Genomic DNA, 11,922 nt, shown 5'->3' on the forward strand with positions numbered 1-11,922 from the left:
GTCGATGGACGCCGAGAAGGCACGGCTGCTCACGACTCTGCTCTCCCTGGCCGAGGACACCGGCTCGTTGTCCGACGAGCTGCACTTCGCCGGCTGGGACGCCACCGAGCGCGTTCCGCTCGACCACGGTGCCGCGAACGTCCTCCGGGCGCTCGTGCTGCCGAAGGCGGCGCGAGTCCTCGAAGTCGGCGCCGGTTTCGGTGGTCTGACGCGGTATCTGGGCGAGGTCTCGGCGAGGGTGCACGCCGTCGAGGCCGATCCGGTCCGCGCCGCCGCGGTGCGGTTCCGCACCCGTGACCTCGGCACCGTGACGGTGTCCGACCGGCTGCCCGCCGATACCCACGACCTCGTCGTCGTCCAGCAGGCGTACGCGACGCGAAACCTGCTGGTCACGGTTCGAGAGCAGCTGTCACCGACGGGTGCCGTCGTGGTGCTCACGGCGTCGCGCGGTGTCGCCAAGACGCTCGCGGCGGCTGGTCTCGAAGTCCAGCGTGAGCTGCTCTGTTCCCCCGGTCACGAGGTCGCCCGCGCGGTACGCGGCGCGCGGATCGACACCGAACTGCCCCGCCTCGCCGCCGCGATCACCGGCGGCGCCGGGGACGGCCTGGCCCTGCTCTGCGGTCCCGGCGCCGCCGCCCTCTGGCCCGCGTACCGGCTCGCGACGTACTTCAACACCGCCGAGCGCGCCGCGTTCGCCTGCACGCGGGCCGACGTCGTGCGCACCGGGGAGGGCGCCGAGGTCCGCCGCGTCCCGCTCGCTCCATCGCCGCCGGTCGCCGGGATCTCGGTCGGCCCGTGCACGGACAAGGTGTACGACGCGCCGACGATGGTCGAAGTCCTGCTCGACGAGCCGGAGCGCGTCGCGGGATTGCTCACCGGCTGGCGGGATCTCCTGCGCGCGGAGGCCTCGCGCGAGGTCGAGGCTTTGTGGGATCTGGTGCCGCACAACGTCCTCGTCGACGGCGCGACCTTGCGCCCGATCGACCTCGAATGGCGGAACGCGGGTGCCGGCGTGCCCGAGGTGATCGAGCGCGGAGTACTGGTGCTGGCCGACAAACTCGCCGACGCGGGCTGGTCCGCGGCGGCGGACGGCGGGTCGATGCGTGATCTGGCGGGCTGGCTCGGTGTGCTGATCGGCCTCCATCCCTCCTTTGTGGACAGTGCGGTGGAACGTGAGGCCGCCTTCTCGGCGATCGGCTCGTGCGGCACCTCGTCCGGCACTGACGAAGTGCGGAGGTCCATCGCCGAAATCTGGCGATCGCGCCTGGCGAGAACCGTCCACAGGTACCGTTCAACGAAGCTCGGCGCCGGTGTGGCGGCGAACGAAGACGAGGTAGCGAAGCGATGACGAGCCTGCATACCGCCGGCATCCTGACCCCGGACCGGCCGGTCGGGCACCTGTTCGAGCTCCGGGGCTGGACGACCGGGATCAGCCGGATCGACGAGATGTCCGTGACCATCGCGGACGTCGAAGCGAACCTGTTCCCCGAGCCGTGCCCGGGCGCGCCCGAAGGCACTTTCGGGTGGCGTGCCGTCCCGGCCACCTGGGTTCCCGCGGGCACTCAGGACATCGTCGTCACCGGCCCGGACGAGCGCGTGCTGAACCAGGCGAGTGTCCACGTCGGCACGCTGCCGGGTGACGAACCGCTGTGGCTAGGCGAACTCGAAGCGCCGAAGCAGGGCAAGGTCACCGAAGGGCACGTCGTCTACGTGACGGGTTGGGCCTTGCTTCAGGGTCGGGCGCCCAACCTGATCGAGGTCATGGTCGAGGGCGGTGGCACGGTCAGCGCGCGCACCCGCTTGCCGCGCAAGGATGTGCCGAAGGAATTCCCTGGATTCGACGACGCCGCGGTGAGCGGCTTCGAGGCTTGGGTGCCCGTCGACCTCCCGTACGGCGAAGAGCGGGCGTTGTCGCTTCGCGTCCGGTACCGCACCGAAGGCGTCGGCGAGGTCGTGTCGCCGAAGCGCACCTTCACGCTTCGCAACCCCGTCGCGGACCCGGACGACGCTGAACTCGCCGCCGAACTGGCCGGTGACACCGCCCGCGCGATGGCGCGCGTGAACATCCCGACCGATCCGAAGCACGTGCTGGTGTTCACGCACAGCCTCGGTGTCGGCGGCGGGCAGCTGTGGCTGCAGGAACTGCTGAGCCGGATGGTGACCGACCACGGCTGGCAGGTCAGCCTGGTCAGCGAAACCGACGGCCCGCTGCGCGCGGACTGCCACGAGCTCGGCATCCCCGTGCACGTCACGACGCACTACCGGAACCAGACGGTGCCCGCCTACGAAGGGCACGTCGCCGAGCTGGCGCGCTTCGCGAAGTGCTCCGGGGCGGGCGTCGCGCTCGTCAACACGCTCGGCGGTTTCGTCGGCGCGGACGCGGCGAAGCGCGCCGGGATGCCGACGGCGTGGGTGATCCACGAGAGCTTCTCGCTGCCCGCGTTCGCCTACCAGAACTGGGGCCCGGTGAAGCCGCCCGCCGCGGTGTGGCAGCGCTGGGAGAGCACTCTCGCCGAGGTCGACAGGCTGCTGTTCGTCGCGGACGCGACGCGCGAGATGTTCCTCCCGTACAGCAAGCCGGAACGCTGCCGGACCGTCCGTTACGGCACGCCGATGCACAAGTTCGGCGGCCGGACGCGGTCGGAGACCCGGCGGCAGGCGCGGAACATGCTCGGCTACACGCCGGACGACATCGTGCTGGTCAACATCGGCATCGCGGAATCCCGCAAGGGACAGGCGCCGCTGATCTCGGCGATGGAACGGATCCACAAGGTCCACCCCGAGGCGAAACTGTCCGTCGTCGGCCTGCACCCGTCGCCGTACGGGCTGGCGATGGAGGAATCGGTCGAGCGCGCCGGACTGGAGAAGTCGGTCAGCCTGGTGCCGATCCAGCCGGATCCGCTGCGCTGGCTCCAGGCCGCGGACATCTTCGTGAACAGCTCCGACATCGAGTCGCTGCCGCGCTCGATCCTCGAAGCCGTCTGCTGTGGCGTCCCGGTCGCGGCGACCGACGTGTTCGGCGCGCGGGAGATGATCGTCGACGGCGAGACGGGCTGGCTGTTCGAGACCAACGACGTCGACGCGCTGACAGCGGCGCTGCTGCGCGCGCTGGGCACTTCGGCCACGCGCCGCCGTGAGATGGCGAAGGCCGCGCACGAGAAGCTGCTGCCGTGGCTCGACCCGGCGGGCTACGCGCGCGAGTACTCCGAAATCCTGACCGAACTGAGTGGGGGCGTTCATGTCTGACACCGACATTCCCGGCCGTGTCCAGGCCGAGCTGACCCGGCTCCGCGCCGAACGGCAGGTGTTCACCGCCGAGCAGGACCGGCTGAAGGCCAAGCTGGCCGACACCGAGCACGAGCTGCGCGAGGCCACCGCCGGCGCGTCGAACGAAGGCGAGTCCGCCGAGATGAACCAGAAGCTCTCCTCGCAGCAGGAAGAACTCGATGTCGCGAAGGCACGTCTGCACGCGCTGGAGGCCGAGGTCCTGCTCGCCCACCAGCAGCGTGACTCGCTGCGCGCGGAGCTGAAGACCTGCCGCGAGGAGCGGGACAAGCTGCGGCTCGCGCTGCTCGACGCCGAACTCGTGGTGTCGGCCGGTGTCGTCGACGCGGACATCCTGCCCGGTGGCGAGCCGTCGGCCGACCGGCAGCGCCTGCTCAACGCCGAACGCCTCGCCGCCGAGATGGCCAGGGAACTCGACGCCACGCGCCGCACCGTCAGCTGGCGGGTCACCGCGCCGCTGCGGATCGTGCGGAAGAAGATGGACCGGCCGTGACCGAACTCTGCTTCGTCTCCGCCGAGGGCGGTTCCGCCTTCATGGAGGAGCTCCTCGAAGTGGTCGCCGACGCCGTGCGCACGGCGGGCGGCAAGGCAAGGACCGCGATCGGCAAGTACCCCGAGACCGGCGGCGACACGGTGTACGTCGTCGTCCCCCACGAGTACTTCGTGACCGCCCCGGACGCCGACTTCCCGACCGCCGAACAGTGCCGTCGCACCATCGGCTTCTGTGTGGAGCACCCCGGGACGGCGACCTTCGAGCGCAACGCCGAACTGCTGTCCATCCTGGGCGGCGCCGTCGACATCAACACCGATTCGACCGCCGAACTGCGGCGGCGCGGGATCACCGTCGAGCATTTCCAGCTCGGCTACAGCCCGCTGTGGGACCTGTGGGGCGGCGACCTCGACAGCCCGCGCGACCTCGACGTCACCTACCTCGGCACGGCCGAGCGGCGGCGTTCGGTGCTGCTCGGCTCGTACGCGCGAGACCTCGCCGGGCTGCGGACACGGCTGCTGACCCCGCCGCACGAACCGATGACCGCGGCCCGCGTCGATTTCCTGCCGGGCAAAGCGAAGTTCGAGCATCTCGCACGGTCGCGGTTCCTGCTGAACCTGCACCGCGAGCAGAAGCAGACCCTGGAATGGGTACGCACGCTCGAAGCGATGACCAACGGCTGCGTGGTGGTCAGCGAGACCTCCATCGACGTCGAGCCGCTGGTCCCCGGCGAGCATCTGGTGCTGGCCAGGCCGGAGGCGCTGGGCGCGGTCGTCACCGCGCTGGCCGACGAGCCCGAACGGGAACGGCACCTGCGTTCGGCCGCTTACGGTTTCGTGAAGTCGCTGGACATGACGGCGTCCGCGCGGCGGCTGATCGATCTGGCGTCGTCACTGGGTTCGACACCGGCGGCGGACATCGCGCCCGCGCGGGCACTGGCGACGAGCCTGCGGAACCCGGAGAACGCGCTCGCCGTCGACACCCCGTCGTTCGACGCGCGGTTCGCGGGCGACCGGTCCGCGGGCGGTCCGGCTTCGGCCCGCGGGACGGCGTTGTCGGCACGGATCGCGCAGCGCGCGGCAGTTGCGCGACGGGTCGCTTCGCGGCGCTGGGAGCCCGCGGCGGCCTCGTTGGCGGGCTCCGCCGACGTCGACGTGCTGATCGTGCGCCGGACCGGCGAAGTCGACCCGGACGATCTGGCGAACGACCTGCTCACCGGCAGCGTGGCGCCGCGGAAGGTGCTCGTCGGCGAGGACGGCGTGCACCCGTGGCCGCGTCCGCGCCCGTACGACGTCTTGCTGCACGACACCCCGCTCGGCCGCGGGCTCACCCGGAACTCGCTGCTGGAACGTTCGACGGCGTCGTGGCTGCTGGTGCTCGACGGCGGGATGCGCGCTTCGGAGTTCCTGCTGGAGCGGCTGCTCGCTTCCTCGGAAGGTGCCGACGTCGTGCACTGCCCGGTCGCGGATCCGGTGGACGGCCTGGTCGGCGCGCTGCCGCCGGAGGAGCGGCGTCTGCGGACGCTGCCGTACCTCGGCAGTGGGTATCTGGTGCGGCGGTCGCTGGTCGACGAGTTCGGCGGGTGGAACACCGAGGTCCTGTTCGAGGGCCTGGAGGACCACCTGTTCTGGCGGCGGGTTGCCGCCGCGGCGCGGCCGACGACGCTGGTGCAGCAGGTGCTGCTGCGGCGGCTGCGGCCGGATCCGGACTCGCGGCCGATGGACCTCGACCCGCATCGGGTGTGGGCGGCGGTGGACAGCGCCCTCTAGCTCCCGCTCGTGCAATGAAGGACGCTTTCATAGCAAATTTTGCTATGAAAGCGTCCTTCATTGCACGGGGCGTAGGCGCGATCTTCGTCCGTTCGAGTGAGTTAGGCCGTGTCGGTGAACGTCCTCCCCCGGTGATGCGCCTTATGGGCAGAGCATCGGAGCGTTCGGATGCCGGACGAGGAGGAGCCGCATGGCCTGGGAAATCGCCCTGGTCGCCGCGCTGGCCGTCGTATTCGTCATACGGCTCGCGCTTCAGCTGAAGCGCGGCTGACCGCTTTCGGACCGTTAGCCCGCTCCCGCGGCGCACGAGTGAGATGAACGGGGCTTTCATCAAGGATTTCGCGATGAAAGCCCCGTTCATCCCACGACCGCCCGCCGTCCCAGCCGCATTTGCGGAATCCGTCGAGCACGGGCACCGTCGACCGGGGAATCCACCGGGAAAAGCGGCGGGCCGTCGTCCCGTAGTTGTTTCTTGACGTGAATCGTCTTGTACCCCGTCGTCAGGTAGCCCTCGTTCTTGAGTTTCACCATCTCGGAGTGCACCGAGGCCGGGGACGCCCCGATCGCGAACGCGATGTCCGCGTGGTTCAGCCCCACGTCGATGACGACGCTGTCTTCTCCAGGAACTCCGTAGACCACCTGCAAACGAGCCAGGAACGCGGTCAGCCTGCTCCGGACCTTAGCCGGTGCGAAGCCCAGCGCGACGTCCCGGCGCCGTGCCCGGAAGGCCAAGACCTCGGCGGCCGCGCCCATCGCCTGCTTGTTGTCGCGGAGAAAGCCGCGAAAAGCCTTCTGAGGGACTTCGAGCACGCGGGCAGGCTTCGTGGCGATGTAGGCGAGGTGGCTCGAGCAGCCGACAAGGCAGTCTTCGAGACCGAGAAGGTCACCGCTGCCGAGCAGGTCGACGATCATCGGCGGAGTGTCACCCTGCGCCGTACGCAGCACTTTCACGAAGCCGGATTGCAGGACGAGCACCGGCGGAGCCGGGTCCGCCTGATTCGCCAGGTTCGTGCCCGCCGCGTGGTCGACGTATCTGCCGAGGTCGATCAGCCGCCGCCGCTGCCGGTCGGTGAGCGCCTCCAGGAACGACCGGCCCATCAGCCCACCACCGCCGCGAACGCGTAGAGGATGGCCGGCAGACCCGCCACCAAAGCCGTCACCGCGCCGATGACCCTGGCGGGCTGGGCGACCTTCCCGGCGAGCAGGAGCCGGGTCAGGATCGCGGCGAAAACGATGTAGGCGAGAACGACGACGCCCGCGGTGATCACCAGCAGGGGATCAGGTGTATTCGACGCCAATAGTGACTCCCAGTGAGAAGAAACGCGTTCTTGAAGCTTTTTCAAGTTCTTGCCCGGCCGGGTGAGAATCACGTCCAGTAGGTGACACAACCGCATGACCGCACCTTCGAAGACTAGTGCTCAGCGCCATTGCGAGAAAGCAACGCACGGCCCGCGACACCCTTACAGGGAGCCCCCATTCGCCCATTTCACGACGGAAAGTGACAGTCGTTTCGGACACGACCGAAGAAGAAAATCACGGACTGTACACGAAGAAGCCGTCAGTTTTCGCGGATCACGGCTGAAAACAGCGGGAAATCAGGATTAGCAGTACGGACATATCGCTGAGACTTGTCCACCGGAAATCAGCGGCGGTTTTGCCGAGCCCGACGTTTCCCCAGGTCGAAGGAAAGTTTAATCGGACACGGGGATGCACGTGCAGATGCACAGCCTCACGAAGCTCGCCGAAACCTGGGGCCAAATAGGGGCCATTTAACGGAGGGTCAACGATCCGCTGCCGTCGATCACACTCAGTGATCCGAAAGAAACTTCGGCAATCTCAGCTTTTTGGGGGAATCCCCCACGGGCCGGATAACGCGGCAGGGGCTCCCGATCAGGTGCGACGAGGGCTGACCAGGCCCGATTCGTAGGCCAGCACCACGAGCTGCGCCCGGTCGCGCGCCCCGATCTTGGTCATGATGCGGCTGACGTGCGTGCGCGCGGTGGCCGTCGAGATCACCAGATGCGCGGCGATCTCGTCGTTCGACATCCCGCCGGCGACCAGGCCGAGCACTTCGCGTTCGCGGTCGGTGATCTCACGGACGGCGCTCACGTCGATGCGGCGGTTCTCCGGCCGGTCGACGAACTCCGCGATCAGCCGCCGGGTCACGGTCGGCGCCAGTAGCGCCTCACCCGCGGCGACCACCTTCAGCGCCCGCAGCAGCTCCACCGGATCGGTGTCCTTCAGCAGGAACCCACTCGCGCCGGCGCGCAACGCTTCGTAGACGTACTCGTCGACGTCGAAAGTGGTCAGGACCAGGACTTTCACCCCGGCCAGCTCGGGGTCCGCGGTGATCCTGCGGGTCGCTTCGAGCCCGTCGACACCGGGCATCCGGACGTCCATCACCACGATGTCCGGCTTGTGCTCGACGGCGGCCGCGACGGCCTGTTCCCCGTCACCCGCCTCGGCCAGTACCTCGAAGCCGTCTTCGGTCTCCAGCAACACCCGGAAACCGGCGCGCACCAGCGCCTGGTCGTCGGCGAGGACCACCCGGATCGTCATCGTTCCCCCTGTATCGGCAGGTCCACGCGAACCTGGAATCCTCCGGCCACCACGGACGTCGTGAGCGCGCCACCCAGCGCCGCCGCCCGTTCGGACATCCCGCGCAGGCCATGTCCTGGCACGGGTTCGACCGCGTCACGGCCATCGTCGCGGACGAGCAGCGTCAGCGCACCGGTTTTCCGCTCGAACCTGACGTCGACTCCGCGCGCCTGGTTCGCGTGGCGGACCACGTTCGTCAGCGATTCCTGCAAAATCCGGTACGCGGCGCCGTCGACGGGGGCGGGCAGCTCACCCGGTTCGCCGTCGACGCGGACCTCCAGCCCGGCGGCCCGCGCGTGCTCGAACAGCTCGTCGGCCTGGGCGAGGCTCGGCGCGGGCGCCTTGTCCTCGCCGGAACGCAGCACGGCCAGCGTCGCACGAAGGTCCTTCAGCGCCGAAGCACTCGCCTCCTTGATGTTCAGCAACGCCTCTTTCGCCTGCTCAGGACGCCGGTCCGCGACATGCGCGGCGACCCCGGCCTGGACGTTGATCATCGCGAGACTGTGCGCGACGACGTCGTGCACCTCGCGGGCGATGGTGAGCCGCTCCTGCTCGGCCATCCGGTGTCGGTGCTCGTCGGCCTGCTCGCGCCGGGCCCGCGCCGCGGCCAGCCCGTTGCGCACCGCCGTCCCGATCCCGACGACCGCGATCACCCACACGACACCCAGCCCGGCCCGCGCGTCGAAAGAACCGAACCCGTGCCGGACGAACAACGCGACACCGGCGGCCGCGAGCAGCGATCCGCCGGTGATCCCGGCGACCAGCGGCCCGCGGACCTTGGTGAGCACGAACAACGCGATCGTCGGCAGCACGATCGCCGGGCCGCCAGGGTTGCCGGAGGCGTAGTAGCCCAGTGTCAGCGCGGACGTGAGCAGGAAGATCGGCATCGGGAACCGGTGGACGAGCAGCAACGGCAGCGCGATGGCGACCAGCCACAGGGCACCGGACGTGGTCAGCGCCTGCGCGCCCGGTTGCCAGCGGGCGGCACTGCTCGTGGCGCCGAGGACGAACCCCAGCGGCAGCACCACGCGCAGTACACGGCCCACCCAGTGACTCCACGGATACCGTTCTTTCAGCAGCACAGGACGAAAGCTACCCGGGGCGGAGGGGTGGTGCGTCCGTTGGAAAGCGGCTTCTCAACTACGCCGCGTGCGGTAGCCGGCGCAGGGATGCGCTTTTCGTTTTTTTCGATTACCGACGCCCGGCGAGAGCTCCGACGGCTCGACGAGTTCATCACGCTCGCGGGCTCCCCCGCCCACCAAGCGAAGCTGGTGGGCCCGGACGGCAGCGAAGTGGCGCTTCCCGACCAGGTCTACGACAGTTCTTCGTGACGTCGTGAAAGCGATGTCCCAGGGCTTCGCCATCAACATCGCGCCGTTGAACGCCGTCCTGACCACCCAGCAAGCGGCCGACACTGGTCAAGCTGCTGGAATCCGGCGAGATCCCGTTCGAGAAACCGGGACGCCATCGGAGGGTCCTCCTCAGTGACCTGCTCGAGTACCGGGCACGCTCTCGTGCGGAACGCCAAGGAAGACTCGATGAGCTGACAGCCGAGGCGAACCGGGATGGCAGCGATGACATCGTCGACGGGTTCATCCAGACTCGCTAGCCGTGCCTTTTCCCGCGTTCCTCGACGCTTGCGTGCTCATTCCGATCCGGCTGACGGATCTTTTGCTGCGCCTGGCCGAGGCGGGCACCTACCGTGCTTTGTGGTCCGACGAAGTGCTCGGCCTTTCCCGATGCCGGGGTCACCGGTTACGAACCATTGATTCCTGCCATGACCAACCATCCGAAGGACAGGCATGTGCTGGCCGCCGCGGTGATCGTGACGGCGAATCTCGAAGACTTCCCCAGGGCAGCCCTCGAGCCCTATCAACCCGGAGGCGACGCTTCGCTGCTTGCGAGAACAGGTCGACGCGCTCGAACGGTCCCCGGCTTCAGCAAGGAATCACGTCGTCTGCTCGAACCTGGCCGCGTGCGGTAGCCGGCGCAGGACAGACGTCATCATCAGCACCCCGCCGATCACCTGCACCGCCAGCACGAGCACCCGCCCGAGCCCGTGCGAACTCATGCCGACCGCGCTGAACAGGCCCCACGCACCCGAACCGGCCATCACCCCAGCGCCGGTCCACACCAGCACCAGCCGCGGCCAGAACCGTCCTCGCGACACCGACGCCAAGGCCACCGCGGCGAGCACGCTGAGCAACGCGACCACGACGTCCTGGCCGCGAGCCGACATGCCGCCGGAACCGAACGCCCAGCTCCCGTGCCCGATCGCGGAAACGAGCGCGGCGGCGATGCCGAGTCCGCCCGTCATGCCGATCGTGCCCGGCCGCACGGTGCCGGTGACGACGAACCACCAGCGATCGCGGGCGTAGAGCACGAACGCGGTCAGCAGCAGGATGCCTTGCCAGGCGAAACCGCCGTAGACGGCGGCCCAGACCCAGTTTTCCAGCGGCATCTCGGCCAGTTGCGCGTGCGCCAGATCGGTGACGATCACCGGGAGGTTCAGCACGATCGGCGCGAGCAGGCCGGTGCCGATCCAGATGGGGAACAGCACGAGCGGCGCGGGGATCCGGCGGCCCCAGGAGTAGGTGAACGCCAGCGCGAGCACCACGGCGACGACGTCCATCCCGCCGGTGAGCAGGTTCGCGAAGAGCATCAGCTCGGAGTCCACAAAGGACGGATCTCGGAGGCCGAGGCTGCCTCCCGTGACCCAGGATGCCTTGAGTGTCAGATATGGAAGCGTGCCCAGTATCGCGGCATAGCAGATGATCAGGCGTGCACTGGAGATCTTGGGGGCGGCGGCTGCTGCGGTCATGGTTCTCAGCGTCGGCTTTCATCCCGCGGAAAGACTCCCTCGCGAGCCTGGTCCGTCTCCCTCCTCAGAAGGAGCTGGGCAGCTTCGCCGCGGTTTTCCTTCCACATCCGCTCGAAGACGTCGGACTCTTGGCTGATCCCGGAAGGCCGGTCGAGCAATCCGCTCGGCATCGACCGCTCCGGCACGGTTCTCCTGGCGATCGCCCTGGTGTCGCTGTTGCTCCCGCTGACGGAAGGGCCGGCGTTGAACTGGCCACTGTGGACGATCGCGCTGCTCGTGGTCTTCCCGTTCGCCGCGGCCGGGTTCGTCCACGTCGAACGCCGGATGGAACGCCAAGGCGGTGTTCCGCTGCTGCCACCTTCGGTGATGCGGATGCCGAGTGTGCGGCAAGGTCTGCTGGTCGGGGTGCCGTTCTTCGTCGGCTTCAGCGCGTTCATGTTCGTGTTCGCGGTGACCTTGCAGGACGGCCTGCACCTGGGCCCGTTCGGCTCGGGGCTGGTGACGGCGCCGCTTTCGCTGGCGTTCTTCGCGATGTGCCTGGTCAGCAGCCGTCTGGTGACGAGGTTCGGGCAGCGGGTGGTGACCGGCACCGTGCTGCTGGAGTGGCCGGATCTGGGCGTGCTCGATTTCGCGCCGGGGATGCTGCTGTGCGGTCTCGGTCAAGGGCTCGCGATGACGACGGTGTTCCGGATCGTCCTGTCGAAGGTGCCGCCGGAGATCGCCGGGATAGGCAGCGGGATGCTGACGACGTCGCAGCAGGCCGCGATGGCGCTGGGGGTGGCGACGTTGGGGACGTTGTTCGCCTCCACCGGCGCGGGACCGCTCGGGATGAAGGGCGCGTTCGCCCTGGTCATCGGCATTCAGGCGGTGCTGACGGTCGGCGTGATCACGGTGGCACGGCGGCTGCCCGATCCGGGGGATTGAGAAAGTTCGATTTCACCCGTCGGAGTTGTGGGTCG

General features: G+C 68.7%; 11 protein-coding genes and 1 pseudogene. 7 read left to right on the forward strand and 5 right to left on the reverse strand.

Going from position 1 to position 11,922, the window contains the following annotated elements:
• Nucleotides 1-4 precede the first annotated feature (4 nt).
• Genes ACLARN_RS01140 through ACLARN_RS01155 form a run of 4 tightly spaced genes read left to right on the forward strand, consistent with a single transcriptional unit; the run spans nt 5 to nt 5,544 of the window.
• Nucleotides 5-1,348: a methyltransferase gene (locus ACLARN_RS01140; protein ID WP_409489412.1), complete on the forward strand. Its 1,344-nt coding sequence runs from the start codon at nt 5-7 to the stop codon at nt 1,346-1,348.
• On the forward strand, nt 1,345-3,246 hold the full coding sequence (locus ACLARN_RS01145) for a glycosyltransferase family 4 protein (protein WP_409489413.1): 1,902 nt from the start codon (nt 1,345-1,347) through the stop codon (nt 3,244-3,246). Before ACLARN_RS01140 ends, ACLARN_RS01145 begins: the two co-directional genes overlap by 4 nt.
• Nucleotides 3,239-3,778, forward strand: coding sequence for a hypothetical protein (locus tag ACLARN_RS01150; protein WP_409489414.1), 540 nt, complete (start codon nt 3,239-3,241; stop codon nt 3,776-3,778). Before ACLARN_RS01145 ends, ACLARN_RS01150 begins: the two co-directional genes overlap by 8 nt.
• Entirely contained in the window at nt 3,775-5,544 is a 1,770-nt protein-coding gene (locus tag ACLARN_RS01155; protein WP_409489415.1) for a glycosyltransferase, read from the forward strand. Before ACLARN_RS01150 ends, ACLARN_RS01155 begins: the two co-directional genes overlap by 4 nt.
• Before the next feature lie 357 nt (nt 5,545-5,901).
• On the opposite strand, the gene ACLARN_RS01160 is transcribed toward ACLARN_RS01155, so the two are convergent.
• The 4 genes from ACLARN_RS01160 to ACLARN_RS01175 all read right to left on the reverse strand — a co-directional run bounded on the left by ACLARN_RS01160 (nt 5,902) and on the right by ACLARN_RS01175 (nt 9,224).
• Nucleotides 5,902-6,642, reverse strand: a complete 741-nt coding sequence (locus tag ACLARN_RS01160; protein ID WP_409489416.1) for a Crp/Fnr family transcriptional regulator — start codon at nt 6,640-6,642, stop codon at nt 5,902-5,904.
• Complete coding sequence (locus tag ACLARN_RS01165) at nt 6,642-6,842, reverse strand: hypothetical protein (protein ID WP_143253207.1); 201 nt, start codon at nt 6,840-6,842, stop codon at nt 6,642-6,644. Before ACLARN_RS01165 ends, ACLARN_RS01160 begins: the two co-directional genes overlap by 1 nt.
• A 592-nt stretch (nt 6,843-7,434) precedes the next feature.
• Complete coding sequence (locus ACLARN_RS01170) at nt 7,435-8,103, reverse strand: response regulator (protein WP_409489417.1); 669 nt, start codon at nt 8,101-8,103, stop codon at nt 7,435-7,437.
• Nucleotides 8,100-9,224 carry a sensor histidine kinase gene (locus ACLARN_RS01175; protein WP_409489418.1) on the reverse strand — a complete coding sequence of 375 codons (1,125 nt, stop codon included), beginning with the start codon at nt 9,222-9,224 and terminating at the stop codon, nt 8,100-8,102. Before ACLARN_RS01175 ends, ACLARN_RS01170 begins: the two co-directional genes overlap by 4 nt.
• 30 nt (nt 9,225-9,254) lie before the next feature.
• Here ACLARN_RS01175 and ACLARN_RS01180 point away from each other — a divergent pair, with 30 nt between their 5' ends.
• Nucleotides 9,255-9,473 carry a hypothetical protein gene (locus tag ACLARN_RS01180; protein ID WP_409489419.1) on the forward strand — a complete coding sequence of 73 codons (219 nt, stop codon included), beginning with the start codon at nt 9,255-9,257 and terminating at the stop codon, nt 9,471-9,473.
• Between the two features lie 110 nt (nt 9,474-9,583).
• Entirely contained in the window at nt 9,584-9,751 is a 168-nt protein-coding gene (locus ACLARN_RS01185) for a hypothetical protein (protein WP_409489633.1), read from the forward strand.
• A gap of 339 nt (nt 9,752-10,090) precedes the next feature.
• Here ACLARN_RS01185 and ACLARN_RS01190 read toward each other — a convergent pair whose 3' ends face one another.
• Nucleotides 10,091-10,963 (reverse strand): hypothetical protein, encoded by an 873-nt coding sequence (locus tag ACLARN_RS01190; RefSeq protein ID WP_409489420.1) that lies wholly within the window; start codon nt 10,961-10,963, stop codon nt 10,091-10,093.
• A gap of 132 nt (nt 10,964-11,095) precedes the next feature.
• Here ACLARN_RS01190 and ACLARN_RS01195 point away from each other — a divergent pair.
• Nucleotides 11,096-11,887: pseudogene (locus tag ACLARN_RS01195) on the forward strand (MFS transporter); the annotation flags it as partial.
• Between the last annotated feature and the right edge of the window lie 35 nt (nt 11,888-11,922).

The sequence above is a fragment of the Amycolatopsis sp. cmx-11-12 genome, from assembly GCF_046269425.1.
Taxonomy (GTDB): domain Bacteria; phylum Actinomycetota; class Actinomycetes; order Mycobacteriales; family Pseudonocardiaceae; genus Amycolatopsis.